Consider the following 24080-nt stretch of genomic DNA (forward strand, 5'->3'; position numbering starts at 1 on the left):
AAACCCCGCCGAAGCGGGGTTTTGACATAAAGAGGTGAAACTGACCGATAAGCCGGGTTCTGTCGTGGACAGTCATTCATCTAGGCCAGCAATCGCTCACTGGCTCAAGCAGCCTACCCGGGTTCAGTACGGGCCGTACCTTATGAACCCCTATTTGGCCTTGCTCCGGGTGGAGTTTACCGTGCCACGGACTGTTACCAGCCGCGCGGTGCGCTCTTACCGCACCCTTTCACCCTTACCTGATCCCGCTTGCGCGGGCCATCGGCGGTTTGCTCTCTGTTGCACTGGTCGTGGGCTGTGACACCCCCCAGGCGTTACCTGGCACCTTGCCCTATGGAGCCCGGACTTTCCTCCCCTCCGCCCGTCTCCCCCCGAAAGAGGACGACGACGAAGCGGCGACTGTCTGGTCAGCTTCGGCGCGCAGTATAGTGGGTTTACCGCCCGTTGTCATCCCTCTGTCGTCATCCCGCCCTGCAGGGCGGCAGCGCTATTGCGCGACGCACGAGAAATATTGTCCAACGCGCGCGAAACGCCGCTTCCTGCGTCGCAACCGAGGTAAACACGCAGAAGACGACGCCGATACCGCGTCCAGGCTCGCCCCGCCGTGGCAGTCTGATGCTGTTGCGCCAGGCATAACCACCGGGCCGCGCAGAGCTCTTCTTGTTAGCGAGTCACTTCCACTTTCGCCAGCTTTTCGTAGTAACAAGCCAGCGCGCTATGGTCAGCGGTGCCCAGACCGTCCGCACGCAGCGCCTGCATCATCTCCATTACCGCCGCCGTCAGCGGCAGCTGAGCGCCCACGCCGTGGGAGGTATCCAGCGCATTGGCCAGATCTTTAATATGCAGATCGATCCGGAAGCCCGGCTTGAAGTTACGATCCATCACCATCGGCGCTTTGGCATCCAGCACGGTACTCCCCGCCAGACCACCGCGGATCGCCTGATAAACCAGATCCGGATTGACGCCGGCTTTGGTGGCCAGAGTCAGCGCTTCGGACATGGCCGCGATGTTCAGGGCGACAATCACCTGATTGGCCAGTTTGGTCACATTGCCCGCGCCGATGTCGCCGGTATGCACCACGGAGCCAGCCATCGCTTTCATCAGCTCGTAATATTTGTCGAAGATCGCCTTGTCGCCGCCGACCATTACCGACAGGGTGCCGTCGATCGCTTTTGGTTCGCCGCCGCTTACTGGCGCGTCCAGCATATCAATGCCTTTAGCCTTCAGCGCTTCGCTGATTTCCCGGCTGGCCAGCGGCGCAATAGAGCTCATGTCGATCACCACGGTGCCCGGTTTCGCGCCTTCAATAATGCCATTCTCCCCCAGCGCCACCTCTTTGACATGCGGCGAGTTCGGCAGCATGGTGATGATCACGTCGCACTGCTCGGCAATCGCCTTCGGCGTGGTCGCGGTCTCTGCGCCCGCGGCAATCACGTCGGCAATCGCTTCCGGGTTACGGTCAGACACCACCAGCGAGTAACCCGCCTTCAGCAAATTTTTGCTCATCGGCTTGCCCATAATGCCAAGACCGATAAAACCCACTTTGATTGTCATATTGTTCTCTCTCTTCATCCTGGTGACTATTTTTTAAAGGCATCAGCAAGTTTCTGGGTTGCGGAACGAAAGACGCCCAGATCGCTGCCGACGGCGACAAAAGAGGCGCCCCACTCCAGGTAGCGCCGCGCATCGGCCTCCACCGGCGCCAGAATGCCGCTTGGCTTACCGTGCTTCTTCGCGCTGGCGAAGATATGCTGGATGGCGCGCTGCACCTCAGGATGGGCGGCATTGCCCAGATGACCTAGCGCGGCGGCCAGGTCGCTCGGGCCGACGAACAGGCCGTCGACACCTTCGGTCGCGGCAATCGCCTCGACGTTGTCCACCCCGATCTGGCTCTCAATCTGTACCAGAACGGAAATGTTCTTATTGGACTGGGCGAAGTAGTCCGGCACGGTGCCGAACATATTGCCGCGATGGGAAACGGAAACCCCGCGGATCCCTTCCGGCGGATAGCGGGTAGAAGCCACCGCCTGCGCCGCCTGTTCAGCCGTCTCGACAAACGGCACCAGGAAGTTATAGAAGCCGATATCCAGCATGCGCTTAATAATGATGGGCTCGTTGGTCGGCACGCGAACCACCTGAGCGCTGGAACTGCCTTTCAGCGCCATAAGCTGCGGGATAAGCGTGGTGACGTCGTTCGGCGCGTGTTCCGCGTCCAGTACCAGCCAGTCGAAACCCGCCAGACCCAACACCTCGGTGCTAATCGGATTGGCCAGCGCGCACCAGCAGCCAATCTGCACCTGATGAGCCGCCAGCGCGGCCTTAAATTTGTTCGGGAAAATTGCGTTATCCATGATTTTTACCTTGCGTTAACCGTTGCTGACTTCTGCAATTCATTCGTTATATCACCAGCCCGGCGAGAGAGCCCCATTAGGCTGGAAAAGCGTATCGCCTGACCCCAAATATTATCCGCAGAGTAAACCGGCGAATGGGTGTCCTTTTTTATTCCCTGACCTTGAGTCCGGAAAATGTAAGCCCATCGCAAATTAACCATTTTTTATTATTCATTAGGTCACGGCTAAATTATTAACCCGCGATTCAAAGGCCAACCATGCAGATATCGGACGTCACAAAAACACGACTCAGTATAGTCAGCGCCAACTCGCCAGACACTATGCATAAACACAATATAAATACATTTTTTAAAGCTTAAGTTGGGCAATCGCCTTAAGCCATGGGCGCTAATCCACACTTCTTACGATTGCCCGCCCACCGCACGCGTCCATGGCGATAAGGAGTGATTTAGATCACATCTTCATGCCGACACACCTGACATTCTTTATTTCATTATTCTGATCTACCGCGCCAGAATGACCATTTAATTATATTTTTAGCACCTGTTTGGAGATAACTGGACAATGGCCGATATTTCAATTCGACAACCATCGCCGACCGCGTTTTATATAAAAGTTGACCCAACAGATAATGTGGCGATTATTGTCAACGATCGGGGATTGACCGCCGGAACGCGTTTCCCGGACGGCCTGACGCTCATCGAGCACATCCCACAGGGGCATAAAGTCGCCCTGGCGGATATCCCTGCCCGCGGTGAAATTATCCGTTACGGAGAAGTGATTGGCTTCGCGGTGCGCGACATCCCCCAGGGAAGCTGGATTGACGAGTCGTTAGTGGAGTTGCCTACCGCCCCGCCGTTGAACACCCTGCCGCTGGCCACCAAAGTGCCCGCCCCGCTACCGCCGCTGGAAGGCTACACCTTCGAGGGCTACCGCAATGCCGACGGCAGCGTGGGCACCAAAAATCTGCTGGGTATCACCACCAGCGTGCACTGCGTTGCGGGCGTGGTCGATTACGTGGTGAAACTCATTGAACGCGACCTGCTGCCGAACTATCCCAACGTCGACGGCGTGGTGGGTCTGAATCACCTCTATGGCTGCGGCGTAGCGATTAATGCGCCAGCGGCGGTGGTGCCGATTCGCACCATCCACAATATCGCCCTTAACCCGAACTTCGGCGGCGAAGTGATGGTCATTGGCCTTGGCTGTGAAAAGCTGCAGCCCGAACGCCTGCTGCAGGGGACCGAAGATGTCAAAAGCATCCCGGTGGACAGCGCCAGCATCGTCAGCCTGCAGGATGAAAAGCACGTGGGCTTTAAATCGATGGTCGATGACATTCTGCAGGTCGCCGAGCGCCATCTGACGAAACTCAACCAGCGTCAGCGGGAAACCTGCCCGGCCTCTGAGCTGGTGGTGGGTATGCAGTGCGGCGGCAGCGACGCTTTCTCCGGCGTGACCGCCAACCCGGCGGTGGGTTACGCCTCCGATCTGCTGGTGCGCTGTGGCGCGACGGTGATGTTCTCAGAGGTGACCGAAGTCCGCGATGCTATCCATCTGCTGACCCCGCGGGCAATCAACGAAGAGGTGGGTCAACGCCTGCTGGAAGAGATGGCCTGGTACGATAACTATCTCGACATGGGCAAAACCGACCGCAGCGCCAACCCCTCCCCCGGCAACAAGAAAGGCGGCCTGGCCAACGTGGTGGAAAAAGCGCTGGGGTCGATTGCCAAATCAGGCAAAAGCGCCATCGTTGAGGTGCTTTCCCCTGGGCAGCGCCCGACCAAACGCGGCCTGATTTACGCTGCCACCCCTGCCAGCGATTTTGTCTGCGGCACCCAGCAGGTGGCCTCTGGCATCACGGTGCAGGTATTCACCACCGGCCGCGGCACGCCTTACGGACTGATGGCGGTACCGGTGATAAAAATGGCGACCCGTACCGAGCTGGCTAACCGCTGGTATGACTTAATGGACATTAACGCCGGCACCATCGCCACCGGCGAAGAGACGATTGAGGATGTGGGGCTGAAGCTGTTCGAATTCATTCTCGACGTGGCCAGCGGACGCAAGAAAACCTTCTCCGATCAATGGGGTCTGCATAACCAACTGGCGGTGTTTAACCCGGCGCCGGTGACCTGATCGAGAGCGTAAGGGTTTAACCACGTTAAGCCCGGATTTATCCGGGCTGGTTGGTTAGGGGTGCTGTGCGGCAAGGAAGGCGGGCTGCACTTTTCTTCCGACATTTCTTCCGACATTTCTTCCGACATGTCGGATGACGCTCAAGCCGCCCTTCACAATCTCAAGGGCGGCTTGCCAGGCTTTAACTGGTTTTACAGGATCACTCTCCCTGCTGCTCCAGGGCATACTTATACAGCGCATTCTTCTTCACACCGTGGATCTCCGCGGCCAGCGCAGCGGCTTTCTTCAGCGGCAGCTCCGCCTGCAGCAGCGCCAGGGTACGCAGCGCCGCCGCCGGCAGCGCCTCTTCCTGCGCCTTAAAGCCTTCGACGATCAGCACCATCTCGCCTTTGCGCCGGTTTTCGTCTTCCTTGACCCACGTCACCAGCTCGCCAATCGGCGCCCCGTGGATCGATTCCCAGGTTTTGGTTAGCTCGCGGGCCAGCACCACGTAGCGGGATTCTCCCAGTACCGCGCAGATATCTTCCAGACTCTCCACCAGCCGGTGGGTCGACTCGTAGAAGATGAGGGTGCGCGGCTCTTCTTCCAGCGCTTTCAGGGTATCGCGACGGCCTTTCGATTTCGCCGGCAGGAAGCCTTCATAGCAGAAACGATCGGAGGGCAAACCGGCGGCGCTGAGGGCGGCGATGGCCGCGCAGGGTCCCGGCAGCGGTACGACGCGAATATTCGCTTCACGACAGGTGCGCACCAGATGGTAGCCTGGGTCGTTAATCAGCGGCGTGCCGGCATCGGAGACCAGCGCGATGTTTTGCCCTTCTTTCAGTTTAGCGAGAAGTGTTTCCGCCTTTTGCTGCTCGTTATGGTCATGAAGCGCAAACAAGCGGGCGTTAATCGCAAAATGCTGCAGCAGCAAACCGGTGTGGCGGGTATCCTCCGCAGCAATTAAATCAACGGCTTGCAACACCTCCAGTGCGCGCTGCGTGATATCAGACAGATTTCCTATCGGAGTGGGCACAATATAGAGCTGCCCCTGAGAATTATCCGCTGATTCGTGTTGTTTCATTGTCTCGTCCGTATTGCCGATTTAATATTGAGCATTGAGCCAAAAAAATATCACTGGACACTTATGGTACCGTCAACATTTCTTCGTTCTAAGCCCGCGCGCTGTCTGCCCGTATTGCTGGCTACTCTTCTTTTTGCTGGCTGCGGCACCCACACGCAGGATCAAAGTACGGCGTTTATGCAGGGTACGTCGCAGGCCAACTCCAGTTTCTACTTGCAGCAGATGCAGCAAAGCACGAATGATAGCAAGACCAACTGGCAATTACTCGCCATTCGTGCACTGCTGCAGGAAGGAAAGAAGCAGCAGGCCATCGACCTGTTTAACCAGCTGCCGTCGAACCTGGACAGCACCCAGGCCCGTGAACAGTCACTGCTGGCGATAGAAGTGAAGCTGGCGCAGAACGACTATCAGGGGGCCCGTACGCTGTTGGCTAAGCTTGACCCGGCAAGCCTGGAGCAGCCTCAGCAGGCGCGCTACTGGCAGGCGCAAATCGATGCCAGCCAGGGTAAACCATCGGTTACGCTGCTGCGCGCCTTAATCGCCCAGCAGCCGCTGCTGAGCGATGCCAAACAGCGCCAGCAAAATATTGACGCGACCTGGCAAGCGCTGACCGCGATGACCCAGGATCAGGCCAATGCGCTGGTGATCAATGCCGATGAAAATACCCTCCAGGGCTGGCTGGATCTGCAGCGGATGTGGTTTGACAACCGCAACGATCCCACGCTGCTGAAAGCCGGCGTCAAAGACTGGCAGACGCGCTACCCGCAAAACCCGGGCGCCAAAATGCTGCCGACGGCGCTGGTGAACATGCAAAACTATAAGCCCGCCTCCATCAACAAGATTGCGCTTTTCCTGCCGCTGAACGGCCAGGCGTCGATCTTCGGCCGTACCATCCAGCAGGGCTTCGAAGCCGCCAAAAACGGCGCGCCGTCGGTGACGGGCAGCGCGGTTCCCGCTCAGGTCGCCCAGGCGGCGAACGCGTCCGGTAATGATGACGTGGTAAGCCCGTCGCAGGCGGAAATTAGCGATCTTACGGCTACCGGAAGTCGCGCTGAACCGGTGCAGGCCCCGGCGCAAACCCAGGCAACGCCAGCCGCGGAGCCGGCCGCTCAGGCCCCGGCAGCGGTCGCCGCGCCGCAGACCACCGCCTCTCCGGCCACCCAGCCGGTCACTGCCCCGGCCGCACAGCCGCAGCCAGTGGTCGCCACCGCCGCCAACCCCTCTGCAGAACTGAAAATTTACGATACCACCAGCCAGCCGATCGGCCAGCTGCTTGCTCAGGCTCAGCAGGACGGCGCCACCCTCGTCGTCGGACCGCTGCTGAAAGAGAACGTCGAAGATGTTATCAAGAGCAATACGCCGCTCAACGTGCTGGCGCTCAACCAGCCGGAGAAGGTCGAAGGCCGCGCTAATATCTGCTATTTCGCGCTGTCGCCGGAAGACGAAGCGCGTGACGCCGCCCGACATATCCATCAACAGGGCAAACAGACGCCGTTGCTGCTGGTTCCGCGCGGCGCGCTGGGCGATCGTGTGGTCAGCGCGTTTGCCGACGAGTGGCTGAAGCTGGGCGGCGCCAGCGTTCTGCAGCAGCGTTTTGGCTCCACGGCGGAGCTGCGCGCCGGCGTTAACGGCGGAGGGGGCATTGCGCTGAGCGGCACCCCGGTCTCCACCCTGCCATCAGCGCAGAACAGCGTCCTCGGCAGTGCGGATGAGATGCCGGTTAGCAGCGGCGGCAGCGTCGACGCGGCCTACATCCTCGCCACCCCGGAACAGATTGGCTATATCAAACCCATGATCGCGATGCGCAACGGCAGCCAGAGCAATGTCACCCTGTACGCCAGCTCGCGCAGCGCGCAGGGCACCGCCGGTCCGGATTTCCGTCTGGAGATGGAAGGCCTGCAGTATAGCGAAATCCCGATGCTGGCTGGCAGCAACCCGGCGCTGATGCAGCAGGCGCTGTCTGCGGTGCGCAATGACTACTCGCTGGCGCGTCTGTATGCGATGGGCGCTGACGCCTGGTCGCTGGCAAACCACTTCACGCAAATGCGCCAGACGCCGGGCTTCGAACTGAACGGGAATACCGGCGATCTGACGGCGACTCAGGACTGCGTGATTAACAGGAAACTGTCATGGCTCAAGTACCAGCAGGGACAAATCGTCCCGGCCAGCTAAGCAAACAGACCGGCGATGCATGGGAACACCGTGCTCGCCGCTGGCTGGAAGGCCAGGGCCTGCGTTTTATCGCCGCCAACGCCCGCGAGCGTGGCGGCGAAATTGACCTCATCATGCGCGACGGCGCCGTCACCGTCTTTGTCGAGGTGCGCTACCGCCGCAGCGCCCTGTACGGTGACGCGGCGGCCAGCGTCACCCCGCAAAAACAGCAACGCCTCCTTAAAGCCGCCCGTTTGTGGCTCTGCCGACAGAATGGGAGCTTTGAGACTGTGGATTGCCGTTTCGATGTGGTAGCCTTCACCGGCAACGACATCCAATGGCTAAAAAACGCCTTTGGCGAATAGCGTAATACCAGAAGTAAGGGATCCCGTGCTCGACAGAATCAAAGCCTGCTTTACCGAAAGCATTCAAACCCAAATTGCCGCAGCAGAAGCACTCCCGGACGCCATCTCCCGGGCGGCGATGACGCTCGTGCAGTCCCTGCTCAACGGCAACAAAATCCTCTGTTGTGGTAATGGCACTTCCGCCGCCAACGCACAGCATTTTGCTGCCAGCATGATTAATCGTTTTGAAACGGAACGCCCTGGTTTACCCGCCATTGCACTAAACACCGATAATGTGGTCTTAACTGCCATCGCTAACGATCGCCTGCATGACGAGATTTACGCCAAGCAGGTGCGCGCCCTGGGACACGCCGGCGATGTGCTGCTGGCAATCTCCACGCGCGGTAACAGCCGGGACATCGTCAAGGCAGTGGAAGCCGCCGTGACCCGCGACATGACCATCGTCGCGTTGACCGGCTATGACGGCGGTGAGCTGGCGGGCCTGTTAGGTCAGCAGGATGTCGAAATTCGCATCCCCTCGCACCGCAGCGCGCGTATCCAGGAGATGCATATGCTGACCGTCAACTGTCTGTGCGATTTGATAGATAACACTCTTTTTCCACACCAGGACGATTAAGGAGAACACATGAAGGCTCTCTCGCCCCTCGCCATCCTGCTTTCTGCACTACTGCTGCAGGGCTGCGTTGCCGCCGCGGTAGTCGGAACGGCAGCAGTCGGCACTAAAGCCGCAACGGACCCGCGTACGGTGGGAACCCAGGTCGATGACAGCACCCTGGAACTGCGCGTCAATAGCGCCTTGTCGAAAGATGAACAGATTAAGAAACAGGCCCGCATCAACGTTACCGCTTATCAGGGCAAAGTCCTGCTGACCGGTCAGTCGCCGACGCCGGACCTCTCAGCCCGCGCCAAGCAAATCGCCATGGGCGTGGAAGGAACCACGGAAGTGTTTAACGAAGTGCGCCAGGGCCAGCCGATTGGTTTAGGCACCGCCTCTTCTGATACCTGGATTACCACCAAGGTGCGTTCGCAGCTGCTGGGCACCGATCAGGTCAAATCCTCGAACGTGAAGGTGACCACGGAAAACAGCGAAGTCTTCCTGATGGGGCTGGTGACCGACCGTGAAGGCCGCGCGGCGGCGGATATCGCCAGCCGGGTGAGCGGCGTGTCCCGGGTGACCACCGCCTTTACCTACATCAAATAAAGCTGCAGTTTCCAGGCTGGCGCTACGCTTAGCCGGGCTGCAGTCCCCTGTTCGTTATGTGCCGGGTTAGGCGTAGCCGCCGCCCGGCACACAATCCGGCTATCCGTACGTTTACAGCACACTACACCAGCGCCAGCGCACCGACAATCGCGCCGCACAGCGCCACCAGCCCGCCGGTCAGCCACAGCGCTTTGGCCGGGAAGGCTTTGCGCAGCATAATCAGCGACGGCACGCTCACCGCCGGCAACGTAATCAGCAGCGCCAGCGCCGGCGCGACGCCCATCCCCGCCAGCATCATCGTCTGGACAATCGGAATTTCCGCCGCGGTAGGGATCACAAACAGGCAGCCGGCGATCGCCATCGCGATGACCCAGAACAAGGTATTATCCACCACGCCATCAGCGTGCGGGAACAGCCAGACGCGCGCCGCCCCCAGCACCAGTACCGCAAGGATATAAACCGGGATGGTGTTCCAGAACAACGTCCACAGCGCCCGCAGCCAGCGGCTAAAGAAACCGCCCTGGGCCGCTTCCGGTTGCGCTTCAGGCACCACGGCAGGCTGCGTCGCCGCCTCTTTTACCCATTTCTGCACCAGCGTTGCGACAATCAGCACCGTCGCCAGGCCCGCCACCAGGCGAACCAGCGCAAACTGCCAGCCCAGAACAAAGCCCATAAACACCAATGTCGCCGGGTTGAGCAGCGGATTGCCCATCCAGAACGCCAGCGCCCCGCCCATCGACACCTGCTGTTTGCGCATCCCGGCCGCGACCGGCGCGGCGCAGCAGGTGCACATCATGCCTGGTAGCGAGAAAATCGCCCCCAGCAGCGTCCCCTGAAAACGCGATTGCCCCAGGGTGCGCAGCAGCCAGTCGCGCGGGATCAGCACCTGAATCAGCGACCCGAGCAGCACGCCGAGCACCGCCGCTTTCCAGACGGCAAGGAAGTAAACCATCGCGTAGTCCCACGCCGCCTTTAACGGATTAGCGTCGGCCTGGGCGAGAATGGATTTACCGATACTGTGGGTTTCCGCAGCGGTGAAGGCTTTCCCGTAGTACGGCTGCCATTTGACGAACCACAGGCCGACAATCACGACGAGAAAGAAAAGCGCGGGTTTCCACCATTGAAATGGTGACGCCGCCTGAGATGAAGACTGACCAGCCATAGCATTCCCCAGCAAGAAATGTGGATATGAATTGAAGCCGTGAATACTACGCCGGAAGCCTGCGTTTGCAAACCGCTATTCCGCCTGCCGCGCGGCGCGCTCCCGCAGCTCGGACGATGACAGAATTTGCACCCCTTCGTGAGTGGGCGACAGCGCCTCCTCCAGCAGGGCAATCGCCACGTCGCGGGCCGCAATGGATTTCCAGTTCCCCGGTAAGAGTCGGAACAGCGGTTCGAGGAAGGTCTCATTGGCCCGTTTTTTTTCCCGCTCGCCTGACAGCATCGACGGCCGGGCAATGGTCAGCCGCGGCCATCCCTGCTCGATCAGCGCCGCCTCCATTTCCCCCTTCACCCGATTGTAGAAAAATGGCGAGTGGGCGTTAGCGCCCATCGCGCTGACCACCAGCATATGCTGAGCGCCTAGCCGTTTGCCGGTCAGCGCCGTATCAACAACCAGCGTAAAGTCGGCATGGACAAAGGCCTCTTTACTTCCCGCTTCCCGGCGCGTCGTTCCCAGACAGCAGAAGACAATGTCGACCGGGTCGACCACCTGCGCCAGGGCATCGGTCAGCTGCGGATCGTACGGATTAAACACGCCTTCCGCCGGCGCCAGTGGGCGACGCGTCGGGGCGGCGATGGTGCTGATGCGGGGTTCATTCTGCAGCAGCCGGAGTAAGTGACCGCCAACTAACCCGGTCGCGCCGGTCAATAATACCTGACTCATTGATTCTCCTTTACGGAATTCTCTGCCTTGCACTTTCGCGCTCATGTTCCAGGCTTAATACCTTACAAGGTAAGTATCCACCATCATCATGGAATTACCTCATTGACCATCCAGACAGCGGAGGAAGCATGAGTAAAAAGATAGCCGTGCTCATTACCGACGACTTTGAAGATTCTGAATTTACCTCTCCCGCCGAGGCGTTTAAGCTCGCCGGGCATCAGGTCGTGACGATCGAAAAGCAGGCTGGCAAGACGGTGAAGGGTAAACAGGGAGAAGCAGAGGTCGCCATCGATCGGGCCATTGATGACGTCACACCGGGTGAATTTGATGCCTTGTTGCTGCCAGGGGGCTATTCCCCGGACCAGCTGCGCGGGGATGAACGCTTTGTCACCTTTACGCGCGATTTTGTCAACGGCGGGAAGCCGGTCTTCGCCATCTGCCACGGCCCGCAGCTGCTGATCAGCGCCGATGTGATCCGCGGGCGCAAGCTCACGGCGGTAAAACCGATCGTGGTGGATGTGAAAAACGCCGGGGGCGAGTTTTACGACCAGGAGGTGGTGGTCGATAACGAACAGCTGGTCACCAGCAGAACGCCGGACGATCTGCCGGCCTTCAATCGCGAAGCGCTACGCCTGCTCGGCGCCGGCATCGCGCCGCCAGTGTAGCTTTTTCCCGAACCCCAGCGTGTTGTCGGTAAACTTGATTTCGTCCGGACGAATCTCCCAGACCGGCGCCGACAGCATGCGGGCCACCGGGAAGCGCTTGACGTAGCGCTGGCGCATTCGCGCCTCTTCGTCGCCGCGCAGACGACGGATCTCGCCCTGGAACTGCACGCCGCGGATCAGGGCCACGGTCTTGGGCTGACCGTTGACCGTCCCGGCCACCTTCGCCCGCTCGCCGGTCATCTGGCCGTGGCGGGTGTGCTCCTCGCTGAGCAGATAAAAGGCCACGGTATCCGGGTCATAGACGTAAAAGGCATTCGCACACCACAGCTCGTCGTCACGGGAGACGCACCAGGTGACGACGTGCTGTTTACTCAGCCAGCGGCCAATGGCGGCAAGCGTATCCATCTTTCTTCTCCGTTATGCTATGGTGCATACACCTTACCATAGTGACTTTGTGACCGTGTGCTGGTTTCTGTATCTCATTCGAACCGCGGATAATCGCCTCTATACCGGCATCACCACCGATGTGCCGCGCCGCTTTCGCCAGCATCAGGCAGGGAAAGGCGCGAAGGCGTTGCGCGGCAAAGGCGACCTGCGACTGGCCTTTAGTCATGAAGTTGGTGAACACTCACTTGCTTTGCGGCTGGAATACCGCATTAAGCAGCTAACGAAGCGCGAAAAAGAGCGCCTCGTTGCCGGAGAGGATACCGTTGAAACCCTGCTGGCAAGGCTCAAAAACGATTAAAGTGGTCGCTGTATTCGACCTGGCCGTGGACGCCTTCGAGGGCGTCATCCGCCAGGCGATGCACCTGGAACGCCTCCGCGCTGTCCGGCCAGCGGCAGCGGAGATCGAAGCGCGCGGCCGGTTCAAAACCAAAGCGACGGTATAACGCCGGGTCGCCCAGCGTCACCACCGCGGCATAGCCAAACTCATTCAGCGAATCCAGCCCTTCATAGACCAGCTGCCGGCCAATGCCCTGTCCACGATAGCGTTCATCCACCGCCAGCGGCGCCAGGCCGACCCACTGCAGCTCTTCACCTTCCACCGCAACCGGGCTGAAGGCAACGTAGCCGATCACCTGGCCTTCATCATCCGTCGCCACTACCCCCAGCGTGATCAGTCCATCTTCACGCAGATCGTGCACCAGCTGCGCTTCGGCATCGCGGCCGAAGGTACGACGCAGCAGCGCGTCGATTCCCGGTGCATCAATCCCAATTTCCACTCGAATCAGCATGCCTCACCTACCGATGTCTGTTCAGGTTTCTGCGGGCTCTTCAGTCCAGCTTCGACAAAATCCGCCAGTTGAAGCAACATCACGCGCAGCGCTTTGGGCATCTGCTCGAGCTCAATGGCGTCCATCAAATTTTTTACATACAGCCCCAGCTCCGTATCGCCTTCAATAACCAGACGACGCTGGAAGAATAGCGTATCCGGATCCTGCTTGCGCGCGGCGATCATTAACAGATCGCTGGCGTCGGCGCTGAAGCTGACGTCGGCGTCGGCCTGCTGGCTGACCACCAGGCGCCCATCAACTACCGAGGTATACCACAGCAGACCGATGTCACGCACATGAATACTTAACCAGCGCCCCTCGAGAAACTCCAGCTCACCCTCCGCCAGCGCCTGGCGAAACTGCCAGCTAAGCACCTGCTCCAGCACCTGGCGCTTGAGGGCAAAAGGCGCCAGCTTAACCGGCACGCTCATTAAAGACGGGCCAAAGTGGACCAGCCGGGAACGCAGTTTATCCAACACAAGCTTTACTCCATGAATGCAATTGTGCCGCTATTGTGCCATATCACATAAACAACATAGCGGCGTAAATCAACAAAAACGCGATGACGGCAGCCAGTTATTGGCGCCGCCAATACACTTTTAACTGCCTCAAATCAAAAATTGTCACCAGAAGGTTAACTAAAATCCCTGCTCGTTAACCATTCAGCGTCCCTGACGGGCCGCATTTTTCAGGAAAAATTATGGAGCTGCTCTGCCCAGCCGGTAACCTTCCGGCGCTTAAGGCGGCCATCGAAAACGGCGCCGATGCCGTCTATATCGGGCTGAAAGATGACACCAACGCCCGCCACTTTGCCGGCCTTAATTTCACCGAAAAGAAACTGCAGGAAGCCGTCAGCTTTGTGCATCAGCACCGTCGTAAGCTGCATATCGCCATCAACACCTTCGCTCACCCCGATGGCTACGCCCGCTGGCAGCGCGCGGTGGATATGGCGGCTCAGCTGGGCGCCGATGCGCTCATTCTGGCCGATATCGCCATGCTGGAGTATGCCGCGGAGCGCTATCCGCATATAGAACGCCATGTGTCGGTACAGGCTTCCGCCACCAATGAAGAGGCCATTCGCTTCTATCATCGCAACTTCGACGTGGCGCGCGTCGTACTACCGCGGGTGTTATCTATTCACCAGGTGAAACAGCTGGCCCGCGCCACGCCGGTGCCGCTGGAAGTCTTTGCCTTCGGCAGCCTGTGCATCATGGCGGAAGGCCGCTGCTATCTCTCTTCCTACCTGACCGGCGAATCGCCCAACACCGTCGGCGCCTGTTCGCCTGCGCGCTTCGTGCGCTGGCAGCAAACCCCGCAGGGGCTGGAATCGCGTCTCAATGAGGTGCTGATTGACCGCTATCAGGATGGGGAAAACGCGGGCTACCCAACGTTGTGTAAAGGCCGCTACCTGGTCGATGGCGAGCGCTATCACGCGCTGGAGGAGCCCACCAGCCTCAACACTCTGGAACTGTTGCCGGAGCTGATGGCCGCCAATATCGCCTCAGTGAAAATCGAAGGCCGTCAGCGCAGCCCAGCCTACGTCACCCAGGTGGCGAAAGTCTGGCGCCAGGCGATCGATCGCTGCAAAGCCGATCCGCAGAATTTCGTGCCGCAATCCGCATGGATGGAAACCCTTGGCTCCATGTCCGAAGGGACACAAACCACCCTTGGCGCCTATCACCGTAAATGGCAGTGAGAAACATGAAATATTCATTAGGGCCGGTGCTTTACTACTGGCCAAAAGAGATGCTGGAAGATTTTTACCAGCAGGCGGCAAACTGCAGCGCCGACACCATTTATCTCGGCGAAGCGGTGTGCAGCAAACGCCGCGCCACCAAAGTCGGCGACTGGATCGAGATGGCGAAAGCGCTGGCCGGCAGCGGCAAGCAGGTGGTGCTGTCTACCCTCGCGCTGGTGCAGGCCTCCTCTGAACTGGGCGAGCTGAAGCGCTATGTCGATAACGGTGAGTTCCTGATTGAGGCCAGCGATTTGGGCGTGGTGAACCTCTGCGCCGAACGCAAGCTGCCGTTCGTCGCCGGGCATGCGCTGAACTGCTACAACGCCGTCACTCTGCGTCTGCTGCTTAAGCAAGGTATGGTGCGCTGGTGCATGCCGGTGGAGCTTTCCCGCGACTGGCTGGCTAATTTACTGACCCAGTGCGAAGAGCTGGGTATTCGCAATCAGTTTGAAGTCGAAGTGCTGAGCTACGGCCATCTGCCGCTGGCTTATTCCGCCCGCTGCTTTACCGCCCGCTCGGAAGATCGGCCAAAGGATGAGTGCGAGACCTGCTGCATCAAGTACCCAACCGGGCGCAGCATGCTGTCCCAGGAGAACCAGCAGGTGTTCGTGCTCAACGGTATCCAGACCATGAGCGGCTATGTCTACAACCTGGGCAATGAGCTGACGTCCATGCACGGCCTGGTGGATATGGTGCGCCTGTCGCCGATGGGCAACGAGACCTTCGCCATGCTCGACGCCTTCCGCGCCAATGAAAACGGCGCTGCGCCGCTGGCGCTCACCGGCAACAGCGATTGCAACGGCTACTGGAAACGGCTGCCTGGGCTGGCGCTGCAGGCCTGATAAACCGCTCACTTTGTTAACAGCAGTGCTCAGATTTTAATGCATTATTAAAGATGCAGCTTTTCTGGCTGGCGCGTCCTGGATGCGCCAGGCTGGAAGAAGACCTTCAATCTGATGACGATGCTGTAGCAAAGTGAGCCTTTATGACTGACAAATCTGTTCCGTTCTCGGTGCTCGATCTGGCGCCGATCCCGCAAGGATCTTCTGCTAAAGAAGCCTTTACCCACTCTCTGGATCTCGCCCGGCTGGCCGAATCGCGCGGCTATCACCGCTACTGGCTGGCGGAGCACCACAATATGGTCGGCATTGCCAGCGCAGCGACCTCGGTGCTCATTGGCTATCTCGCGGCCAATACCACCACCCTGCATCTGGGTTCCGGTGGCGTGATGCTGCCCAACCACTCTCCGCTGGTGATCGCTGAGCAGTTCGGCACCCTGAATACCCTCTATCCCGGGCGTATCGATCTCGGCCTTGGCCGCGCGCCGGGCAGTGATCAGCCCACCATGCGCGCCCTGCGTCGCCATATGAGCGGCGATGTCGATAACTTCCCGCGCGATGTCGCGGAGCTGGTGGACTGGTTTGACGCCCGCGATCCGAACCCGCACGTGCGCCCGGTTCCTGGCTATGGCGAACGAATTCCGGTGTGGCTGCTGGGCTCAAGCCTCTACAGCGCCCAGCTGGCGGCGCAGTTCGGCCTGCCGTTCGCATTCGCTTCGCACTTCGCGCCGGATATGCTGTTCCAGGCCCTGCACCTGTATCGCAGCAACTTTACGCCCTCAGCGCGGCTGGAAAAACCGTATGCCATGGTGTGCATTAATATCATCGCCGCCGACAGCAACCGCGATGCGGAGTTTCTCTTCACTTCCATGCAGCAGGCGTTTGTGAAGCTACGTCGCGGCGAAACCGGACAGCTGCCGCCGCCGGTGGAAAATATGCATCAGCTGTGGTCAGCGTCCGAGCAGTATGGCGTGCAGCAGGCGCTGCGCATGTCGCTGGTGGGTGATAAAACCAAAGTCCGCCACGGCCTGGAGTCGATTTTGCGGGAAACCGAGGCGGACGAAATCATGGTCAATGGCCAGATCTTCGACCACCAGGCGCGCCTGCATTCTTTCGATTTAGCGATGCAGGTGAAAGAGGAATTGTTGGGTTAATCAAAATCCAGGCCCGGTGGACGTCGCGCCACCGGGTAAGCCTCTTACTGGTAAACCGGCAGCAGATTAACGCTCGACAGAATGTGCACGACCGCATTGCCCAGGCCAAACAGCAGGATCAGCACAATCATCGGTGTTCCGCCCCATACGCGGAACTGTGGGCTGCCGAAGCGTTTACGCGAGGCGCGAGCCAGCAGCGCCGGTACAATCGCCGCCCAGATCGTCGCCGCCAGGCCAGCATAGCCGATGGCGTAGAGGAAGCCATCGGGTTTCACCAACCCGCCAATCATCGGCGGAATAAAGGTCAGCAGCGCAGTTTTAAAGCGCCCCAGCGCGCTGTCGTCAAAGCCAAACAGATCCGCCAGGTAGTCGAACAGCCCCAGCGTGACGCCAAGGAACGAGCTGGCGACGGCAAAGTTAGAGAACACCACCAGCAGCAGATCCAGGCTCCGGCTGTTCAGCACCCCGCTCAGGGCCTGCACCAGCACATCAATGTTGCCGCCCTTCTGCGCGATGTCGATAAACTGCGGGCGCGGGATATTGCCCATCGTCACCAGCAGCCAGACCACGTACAGACCCAGCGCCAGCAACGTACCGTAGGTTAAGCAGCGGATGATGGTACGTGGATCTTTTCCGTAGTATTTCATCAGGCTCGGCACGTTGCCGTGGTAGCCAAACGAGGCCAGGCAGAACGGCAGCGTCATCAGCAAGTATGGCGCATAGGAGGCGTTCTTTTCCGCGACGTTAAACAGCGTCGTCGGCTCGACGTGCCCCAGCAGACTGCCGAAGGTCAGGAAGAAAGTGATCACCTTGGCGCCAAGCACGATAGCCGTCATGCGGCTCACCGCTTTGGTGCTCATCCAGACGATAAATGCCACCAGCAGCGCAAAGCCAAAACCCGCCGCCCGCGCCGGTACGTTCAGCGACATCTCGCTAAACGTATGATGCAGTATCGAGCCGCTGGCTGAAATATAGGCGTAGGTCAGAATATACAGCACAAAGGCGATCGACACGCCGTTGACCAGGTTCCAGCCCTTGCCGAGCAGATCTTTGGTAATGGTGTCGAAGCTGGAGCCGATCCGGTAGTTAAGGTTGGCCTCGAGGATCATCAGACCAGAGTGCAACATGCAGAACCAGGTGAAGACCAGCGCCGCCAGCGACCAGAAAAACCACGCGCCGGACATCACCACCGGCAGCGAGAACATGCCCGCGCCGATAATCGTGCCGCCGATGATCACCACGCCGCCAAACAGGGACGGACGGGTTGCCGTAGTGGTTAGTGTCGCCATTTACCGAAATCTCCAGTCAAAAATACTTTCCCACGATGGATGTGACGCACTGTACCAGTACACGAGTACAAAAGAAATAAAAAAAGCCCCAATCATAACGATCGGGGCTGTATTATTTAGTTTACGCTAGCGGGCTGCGTTAATTACGCATCGCCACCGAAGCGACGGCGACCGGCAGAGTCATCGCGGCGCGGCGCGGATGCATCGTCACGACGCGGCGCACGGCCTTCACGACGTTCGCCGCTGAAACGACGACCATCACCACGACCACCTTCACGACGCTCGCCACCGAAGCCACGACCGCCTTCACGACGCTCACCGCCGAAGCTACGACCGCCTTCACGACGTTCACCGCCGCCACGACGTTCGGTGCGCGGCTGCGCATCGCCCAGCAGCTGCATGTTCATCGGCTTGTTCAGGATGCGGGTACGAGTAAAGTGCTGCAGCACTTCGCCCGGCATCCCTTTCGGCAGTTCGATGGTGGAGTGAGAAGCGAACAGCTTGATGTTACCGATGTAACGGCTGCTGATATCGCCTTCGTTAGCGATCGCGCCAACGATATGACGTACTTCAACACCGTCATCGCGACCCACTTCAATGCGATACAGTTCCATATCGCCTACGTCACGACGCTCACGCTTCGGACGATCTTCGCGATCGCCACGCGGAGCGCGGTCGTTGCGGTCGCCACGACGCTCGAAGCGATCGTCACGGTCACGGAACTCACGACGCGGACGCATTGGCGCATCCGGCGGCACGATCAGCGAGCGTTCGCCCTGGGCCATTTTCAGCAGCGCAGCAGCCAGCGTTTCCACGTCCAGCTCCTCGCCTTCCGCCGTCGGCTGGATTTTCGCCAGCAGCGCACGGTACTGGTCCAGATCGCTGCTTTCCAGCTGCTGCTGAACTTTCGCGGCGAATTTTTCCAGACGACGTTTGCTCAGCAGCTCTGCGTTCGGCAGTTCAACTTCCGGAATGGTCAGCTTCATCGTACGTTCGATGTTGCGCAGCAGACGACGCTCGCGGTTCTCAACGAACAGCAGCGCGCGGCCGGCGCGGCCCGCACGACCGGTACGGCCGATACGGTGAACGTAAGACTCGGAATCCATCGGGATGTCGTAGTTCACCACCAGGCTGATACGCTCAACGTCCAGACCACGGGCTGCAACGTCAGTCGCAATCAGGATATCCAGACGACCGTCTTTCAGACGCTCCAGGGTCTGCTCACGCAGCGCCTGGTTCATGTCGCCGTTCAGCGCCGCGCTGTTGTAGCCGTTACGCTCCAGCGCTTCAGCCACTTCCAGGGTCGCGTTTTTGGTACGCACGAAGATAATCGCCGCATCAAAATCTTCCGCTTCCAGGAAACGCACCAGCGCTTCGTTTTTACGCATGCCGTAGGCAGTCCAGTAGCTCTGGCTGATGTCCGGACGAGTCGTCACGCTGGACTGAATACGCACTTCCTGCGGCTCTTTCATAAAGCGGCGGGTAATGCGACGGATCGCTTCCGGCATGGTGGCGGAGAACAGCGCGGTCTGATGCCCTTCCGGGATCTGCGCCATAATGGTTTCTACGTCTTCGATAAAGCCCATGCGCAGCATTTCATCTGCTTCATCCAGTACCAGGCCGCTCAGTTTAGAGAGGTCCAGGGTGCCGCGCTTCAGGTGGTCCAGCAGACGACCCGGGGTACCGACAACGATCTGCGGACCCTGACGCAGGGCGCGCAGCTGCACGTCATAACGCTGGCCGCCGTACAGGGCAACCACGTTTACGCCGCGCATATGTTTAGAGAATTCCGTCATTGCTTCAGCAACCTGTACCGCCAGCTCGCGGGTCGGCGCCAGCACCAGGATCTGTGGTGCTCTCAGCTCAGGATCGATGTTGTTCAGCAGCGGTAAAGAGAACGCTGCGGTTTTACCGCTACCGGTCTGGGCCATACCCAGAACGTCGCGGCCGTCCAGCAGATGCGGAATGCACTCAGCCTGGATCGGAGATGGTTTTTCGTAACCCAGATCGGTAAGCGCTTCAAGGATAGGAGCCTTCAGGCCCAGATCTGCAAAAGTGGTTTCGAATTCAGCCATGTAGTACGTGTGCCTCAAAATTAATGGCGGCCAGTCTACATAACTCATCGTGAAAATTTACGGTAATTTTCATTGAAAAGTGTGAACCGGCTCAAAGTAGGTGTATTAACGAACAACAACGCCCTCACCCGCGAAGGTGATGGCAAGCAAAAAACTATGGGCTGATGTGTTCGTCAGCTATTGCTGGTCCGATTCTGCCAGGTCATCTTGCTCCTGGCCCAAGAGCGATAATTCCAACAATGCGTATCGGTGCTCAACGTAGTTATGTACGTTGTTGGCGACCGCCAGTTTGAACAGTGCCGTAGCGCTGTCCTTGTCCCCCAGACTTAGGTAGTACTTACCTAAATAGAAGTTGGTTTCACTGAGATGCTCAGCGAGCGAGGTGTTATCCGTTGCGTCTGCCTTCAGACGAGTCATCAGCTCTTTTTCGCTAATGTCGCCAAGGTAGAACTCGACAATGTTCCATCCCCATTGCTCTTTGTCCGACTTGTCTAAGCGCTCTCTGAGTGCTTCAAGCGCCTGCTTCTCGTCGAGTTTACGCTCGGCGATATAAAGCCACAGGCTACGGAAAGGATCATTGGGATCGTCTTGATAAAACGCCAGCAGATCATCTTGCGCTAACTTAGCCCGGCCGCCGTAATACAGGGCGATACCGCGGTTCAAGTGCGCGTAGTTGTAAGTTGGATCAAGCTCAAGTACAGAATCAAACGCTTCATAGGCAGCATCAAAATTGCCTGCCTGCGTTAAGTAAATGCCTAAGTAATTGAATACTTCAGGCATATCGGGTCGGATTGCCAGCGCTTGTGAAAAATCATTTCGCGCTAATGCCCTCAGACCGAGACTATCATACAACACTCCGCGCTCATATAAAAGCTGTGCGCGTTCGTCATCGGATAAAGCCCGACTGGCAAGAATTTGTTCCATACGTGCCAGAATCACTTCTTGCTGTAAAGTCGGTTGCAATGGTACTGCGAGGACGGCGTCCTTACGCCAGGCGGTGCTACTGCATCCTGCCAGCGTGAGAGCTGTCGCCACGAAACACCAGCGCAAAAAAGGCTTCATTTCCCACTCCCGAAGACAACGATTGGATGAACGTCCTGTTCCCCGGCTGCAAACGAGGCGTCCTGCCCGTAAAACGCCCTCCGCAAAAGCGGAGGGCTAACGGCAACCTTACTCGCCCTGCTCGGCAGCCGGAACTTCCGGCGCTGCGGCAGACGGAGTCTGTTCAGTTGCTTCTTTGATGCTCAGACGGACACGGCCCTGACGGTCAACTTCCAGAACCTTAACCGGTACTTCCTGACCCATCTGCAGGTAGTCAGTCACTTTCTCAACGCGCTTGTCGGCGATCTGCGAGATGTGAACCAGACCTTCTTTACCGCCGCCGATGGCAACGAACGCGCCAAAGTCAACGATACGGGTCACTTTACCATTGTAGATACGGCCAACTTCGATCTCAGCGGTGATCTCTTCGATACGACGGATAGCATGTTGTGCTTTGTCGCCGTCGGTCGCTGCGATCTTCACGGTACCGTCATCTTCGATTTCGATGGTGGTGCCGGTCTCTTCGGTCAGGGCACGGATAACAGAACCGCCTTTACCGATAACGTCTTTGATCTTGTCCGGGTTGATCTTGATGGTGTGGATACGCGGTGCGAATTCAGAGATGTCGCCGCGCGGCGCGTTAATCGCCTGCTCCATCACGCCCAGGATGTGCAGACGCGCACCTTTAGCCTGGTTCAATGCAACCTGCATGATTTCTTTGGTGATACCTTCAATTTTGATATCCATCTGCAGCGCAGAGATACCGTCGCGGGAACCCGCTACTTTGAAGTCCATATCGCCAAGGTGGTCTTCGTCACCGAGGATGTCAGACAGCACGACGAAGTTGTCGCCTTCTTTCACCAGGCCCATGGCGATACCCGCCACGGCGGCTTTCACCGGCACACCAGCGTCCATCAGCGCCAGAGAGGCACCACAGACGGAAGCCATGGAAGAAGAGCCGTTGGATTCGGTGATTTCAGACACCACGCGAACGGTGTACGGGAATTCGTCGATAGTCGGCATCACGGCCAGAACGCCGCGCTTAGCCAGACGACCGTGACCGATTTCACGACGCTTCGGAGATCCCACCATGCCAGTTTCGCCTACGGAGTACGGAGGGAAGTTGTAGTGGAACAGGAAGGAGTCGGTACGCTCGCCCATCAGTTCGTCGATGTTCTGCGCATCGCGTGCGGTACCCAGAGTCGCGGTAACCAGCGCCTGCGTTTCGCCACGGGTGAACAGTGCGGAACCGTGAGTACGCGGCAGAACGCCGGTACGAACGTCCAGACCACGGATCATATCTTTTTCGCGGCCATCGATACGCGGCTCACCGGCCAGCACGCGGCTACGAACCACGTTTTTCTCGATAGCGTGCAGGATTTCACCCAGTTCGTTAGCGTCCAGGGTTTCATCTTCTGCAACCAGCGTAGCGATGGTTTCAGATTTGATCACATCAACCTGAGCGTAACGCTCTTGTTTGTCGGTGATACGGTAAGCATCGCTCAGGCGGGATTCAGCCAGCGCAGCCACGCGCGCGTTCAGCGCTTCGTTGACGGCTTCCGGCTGCCAGTCCCAACGCGGTTTACCGGCTTCTTTCACCAGGTCGTTGATGTTCTGAATAACAATCTGCTGCTGCTCGTGGCCAAAGACCACCGCGCCCAGCATCTGGTCTTCGCTCAGCAGTTCCGCTTCGGATTCCACCATCAGCACGGCCGCTTCGGTACCGGCAACCACCAGATCCAGTTTGCTGGACTTCAGCTCTTCCTGGGTTGGGTTCAGTACGTACTGGTCGTTGATGTAACCCACGCGCGCGGCGCCGATTGGGCCATTGAACGGAATACCAGACAGGGACAGCGCTGCGGAAGCGCCGATCATCGCGACGATATCCGGGTTAACCTGCGGGTTAACGGAAACCACGGTGGCGATAACCTGAACTTCGTTAACGAAGCCTTCCGGGAACAGCGGGCGAACCGGGCGGTCAATCAGACGCGCGATCAGGGTTTCGCCTTCGCTTGGGCGGCCTTCACGACGGAAGAAACCACCCGGGATTTTACCGGCAGCGTAGGTACGCTCCTGGTAGTTAACCGTCAGCGGGAAAAAGTCCTGGCCTGGCTTCGCTTTTTTCTGGCCCACAACGGTCACGAATACCGCAGTGTCATCCATGCTAACCATCACAGCGGCCGTTGCCTGGCGCGCCATCATGCCGGTTTCCAGGGTCACGGTATGCTGGCCGTACTGGAATTTACGAACGATCGGATTAAGCAAAATTCTATCCTTTTTATCTATAAATCACGCCATATCCACGACATAGCGTCTATTGACCCGATCCTCTGCATCCTCGCGACTAATGACAACCTTTACCCGCCCCTGCGGATGAAGCCTCTCATTAGCCGCGCGAACCTCTGCATGAAGATCATTACTAGCAACAATACATGAGTTTTGAATGAATTGCTGCCGCCCGGTCGAAAAAAGGGGCCGTCAGGCCCCTTTTTCTGAAACTCGCAGAATTAGCGACGCAGACCCAGACGCTCGATCAGCGCAGAGTAACGTGCAACATCTTTACGTTTCAGGTAGTCGAGCAGTTTACGACGCTGAGAAACCATGCGCAGCAGACCACGACGGCTGTGGTGATCTTTTTTGTGCTCTGCAAAGTGGCCCTGCAGGTGGTTGATCTGTGCAGTCAGCAGTGCAACCTGAACTTCGGTAGAACCGCTGTCGTTTTCGCCACGACCAAACTCAGAAACGATTTTTGCTTTAGCTTCAACGCTTAGAGACATTTTAGAACTCCAAAATTAAAAGAAAGAAAGGGTGCCGATCTCTAATTCAGCGACCCCTGATGCAACGCCCGAAAAT

Annotated in this window: 24 protein-coding genes and 1 other RNA gene; 10 read left to right on the forward strand and 15 right to left on the reverse strand. The window is 58.4% G+C overall.

The annotated features are described in order from the left end of the window. Positions 1–32: 32 nt before the first annotated feature. The 3 genes from rnpB to garL form a co-directional block, all read right to left on the reverse strand. An RNA gene (gene rnpB, locus ABLV04_RS13530) (RNase P RNA component class A) lies at positions 33–415 on the reverse strand. Positions 416–663: 248 nt separating this feature from the next. Continuing rightward, the gene (gene garR, locus ABLV04_RS13535; protein ID WP_032454164.1) at positions 664–1554 is read right to left on the reverse strand and encodes a 2-hydroxy-3-oxopropionate reductase; all 891 of its coding nucleotides are present in this window, start codon (positions 1552–1554) and stop codon (positions 664–666) included. 26 nt (positions 1555–1580) lie between these two features. After that, positions 1581–2351 (reverse strand): 2-dehydro-3-deoxyglucarate aldolase, encoded by a 771-nt coding sequence (gene garL, locus ABLV04_RS13540; RefSeq protein ID WP_049014794.1) that lies wholly within the window; start codon positions 2349–2351, stop codon positions 1581–1583. Between the two features lie 564 nt (positions 2352–2915). Here garL and garD point away from each other — a divergent pair. Continuing rightward, positions 2916–4487, forward strand: coding sequence for a galactarate dehydratase (gene garD, locus ABLV04_RS13545; protein WP_048298401.1), 1572 nt, complete (start codon positions 2916–2918; stop codon positions 4485–4487). 199 nt (positions 4488–4686) lie between these two features. Here the strand turns inward: garD and rsmI are convergent, their stop codons facing one another. Continuing rightward, entirely contained in the window at positions 4687–5550 is an 864-nt protein-coding gene (gene rsmI, locus ABLV04_RS13550) for a 16S rRNA (cytidine(1402)-2'-O)-methyltransferase (RefSeq protein WP_180266261.1), read from the reverse strand. 63 nt (positions 5551–5613) lie between these two features. Between rsmI and ABLV04_RS13555 the strand changes: the two genes are divergently transcribed. Genes ABLV04_RS13555 through dolP form a run of 4 tightly spaced genes read left to right on the forward strand, consistent with a single transcriptional unit; the run spans position 5614 to position 9267 of the window. Beyond that, positions 5614–7722: a penicillin-binding protein activator gene (locus ABLV04_RS13555; RefSeq protein WP_048298403.1), complete on the forward strand. Its 2109-nt coding sequence runs from the start codon at positions 5614–5616 to the stop codon at positions 7720–7722. Beyond that, complete coding sequence (locus ABLV04_RS13560) at positions 7680–8066, forward strand: YraN family protein (RefSeq protein ID WP_023291104.1); 387 nt, start codon at positions 7680–7682, stop codon at positions 8064–8066. Before ABLV04_RS13555 ends, ABLV04_RS13560 begins: the two co-directional genes overlap by 43 nt. Before the next feature lie 25 nt (positions 8067–8091). Then, on the forward strand, positions 8092–8682 hold the full coding sequence (diaA, locus tag ABLV04_RS13565; protein WP_002918211.1) for a DnaA initiator-associating protein DiaA: 591 nt from the start codon (positions 8092–8094) through the stop codon (positions 8680–8682). 9 nt (positions 8683–8691) lie between these two features. Further along, positions 8692–9267: a division/outer membrane stress-associated lipid-binding lipoprotein gene (gene dolP / locus ABLV04_RS13570; protein ID WP_023291105.1), complete on the forward strand. Its 576-nt coding sequence runs from the start codon at positions 8692–8694 to the stop codon at positions 9265–9267. Positions 9268–9388: 121 nt separating this feature from the next. On the opposite strand, the gene ABLV04_RS13575 is transcribed toward dolP, so the two are convergent. Next, positions 9389–10429 (reverse strand): permease, encoded by a 1041-nt coding sequence (locus tag ABLV04_RS13575; protein ID WP_023291106.1) that lies wholly within the window; start codon positions 10427–10429, stop codon positions 9389–9391. 75 nt (positions 10430–10504) lie between these two features. Further along, positions 10505–11152, reverse strand: coding sequence for an NAD(P)H-binding protein (locus tag ABLV04_RS13580; protein WP_023291107.1), 648 nt, complete (start codon positions 11150–11152; stop codon positions 10505–10507). A 128-nt stretch (positions 11153–11280) separates the two neighbouring features. Between ABLV04_RS13580 and ABLV04_RS13585 the strand changes: the two genes are divergently transcribed. Then, complete coding sequence (locus ABLV04_RS13585) at positions 11281–11817, forward strand: type 1 glutamine amidotransferase domain-containing protein (protein ID WP_004206160.1); 537 nt, start codon at positions 11281–11283, stop codon at positions 11815–11817. On the opposite strand, the gene ABLV04_RS13590 is transcribed toward ABLV04_RS13585, so the two are convergent. Next, a complete protein-coding gene (locus tag ABLV04_RS13590) occupies positions 11779–12222 on the reverse strand; it encodes a YhbP family protein (protein ID WP_023291108.1) in 444 nt (147 codons plus the stop codon). The two genes, ABLV04_RS13585 and ABLV04_RS13590, sit on opposite strands and share 39 nt — an antisense overlap. A gap of 49 nt (positions 12223–12271) precedes the next feature. On the opposite strand from ABLV04_RS13590, the gene ABLV04_RS13595 reads away from it, so the two are divergent. After that, the gene (locus ABLV04_RS13595; RefSeq protein WP_032429219.1) at positions 12272–12562 is read left to right on the forward strand and encodes a GIY-YIG nuclease family protein; all 291 of its coding nucleotides are present in this window, start codon (positions 12272–12274) and stop codon (positions 12560–12562) included. On the opposite strand, the gene ABLV04_RS13600 is transcribed toward ABLV04_RS13595, so the two are convergent. Both ABLV04_RS13600 and ABLV04_RS13605 read right to left on the reverse strand, forming a co-directional pair. Next, positions 12549–13052, reverse strand: coding sequence for an N-acetyltransferase (locus ABLV04_RS13600; RefSeq protein ID WP_023291110.1), 504 nt, complete (start codon positions 13050–13052; stop codon positions 12549–12551). The two genes, ABLV04_RS13595 and ABLV04_RS13600, sit on opposite strands and share 14 nt — an antisense overlap. Continuing rightward, positions 13046–13570 carry an SCP2 domain-containing protein gene (locus ABLV04_RS13605; protein WP_002918231.1) on the reverse strand — a complete coding sequence of 175 codons (525 nt, stop codon included), beginning with the start codon at positions 13568–13570 and terminating at the stop codon, positions 13046–13048. Before ABLV04_RS13605 ends, ABLV04_RS13600 begins: the two co-directional genes overlap by 7 nt. Positions 13571–13791: 221 nt before the next feature. Between ABLV04_RS13605 and ABLV04_RS13610 the strand changes: the two genes are divergently transcribed. The 3 genes from ABLV04_RS13610 (at position 13792) to ABLV04_RS13620 (ending at position 16822) form a co-directional block, all read left to right on the forward strand. Further along, positions 13792–14787: a peptidase U32 family protein gene (locus ABLV04_RS13610; RefSeq protein ID WP_004206164.1), complete on the forward strand. Its 996-nt coding sequence runs from the start codon at positions 13792–13794 to the stop codon at positions 14785–14787. Between the two features lie 5 nt (positions 14788–14792). Then, the gene (locus tag ABLV04_RS13615) at positions 14793–15671 is read left to right on the forward strand and encodes a U32 family peptidase (RefSeq protein ID WP_102005919.1); all 879 of its coding nucleotides are present in this window, start codon (positions 14793–14795) and stop codon (positions 15669–15671) included. Between the two features lie 143 nt (positions 15672–15814). After that, on the forward strand, positions 15815–16822 hold the full coding sequence (locus ABLV04_RS13620; protein WP_180402060.1) for a luciferase-like monooxygenase: 1008 nt from the start codon (positions 15815–15817) through the stop codon (positions 16820–16822). Between the two features lie 44 nt (positions 16823–16866). On the opposite strand, the gene mtr is transcribed toward ABLV04_RS13620, so the two are convergent. The 6 genes from mtr to rpsO all read right to left on the reverse strand — a co-directional run bounded on the left by mtr (position 16867) and on the right by rpsO (position 24004). Continuing rightward, positions 16867–18111 (reverse strand): tryptophan permease, encoded by a 1245-nt coding sequence (gene mtr / locus ABLV04_RS13625; RefSeq protein ID WP_032454170.1) that lies wholly within the window; start codon positions 18109–18111, stop codon positions 16867–16869. A gap of 143 nt (positions 18112–18254) precedes the next feature. Continuing rightward, entirely contained in the window at positions 18255–20186 is a 1932-nt protein-coding gene (gene deaD, locus ABLV04_RS13630) for an ATP-dependent RNA helicase DeaD (RefSeq protein ID WP_023291114.1), read from the reverse strand. Continuing rightward, the gene (gene yrbN / locus ABLV04_RS13635; RefSeq protein ID WP_085903200.1) at positions 20179–20259 is read right to left on the reverse strand and encodes a protein YrbN; all 81 of its coding nucleotides are present in this window, start codon (positions 20257–20259) and stop codon (positions 20179–20181) included. Before yrbN ends, deaD begins: the two co-directional genes overlap by 8 nt. Before the next feature lie 104 nt (positions 20260–20363). Beyond that, entirely contained in the window at positions 20364–21248 is an 885-nt protein-coding gene (gene nlpI, locus ABLV04_RS13640) for a lipoprotein NlpI (protein WP_348815807.1), read from the reverse strand. A gap of 108 nt (positions 21249–21356) precedes the next feature. Continuing rightward, on the reverse strand, positions 21357–23492 hold the full coding sequence (pnp, locus tag ABLV04_RS13645) for a polyribonucleotide nucleotidyltransferase (RefSeq protein ID WP_023291115.1): 2136 nt from the start codon (positions 23490–23492) through the stop codon (positions 21357–21359). Positions 23493–23734: 242 nt separating this feature from the next. Continuing rightward, positions 23735–24004: a 30S ribosomal protein S15 gene (gene rpsO, locus ABLV04_RS13650; RefSeq protein WP_002918244.1), complete on the reverse strand. Its 270-nt coding sequence runs from the start codon at positions 24002–24004 to the stop codon at positions 23735–23737. Positions 24005–24080 lie beyond the last annotated feature (76 nt).

This window comes from Klebsiella sp. JN_Kp127, from assembly GCF_040062505.1.
In the GTDB taxonomy this organism is placed as follows: Bacteria; Pseudomonadota; Gammaproteobacteria; order Enterobacterales; family Enterobacteriaceae; genus Klebsiella; species Klebsiella quasipneumoniae.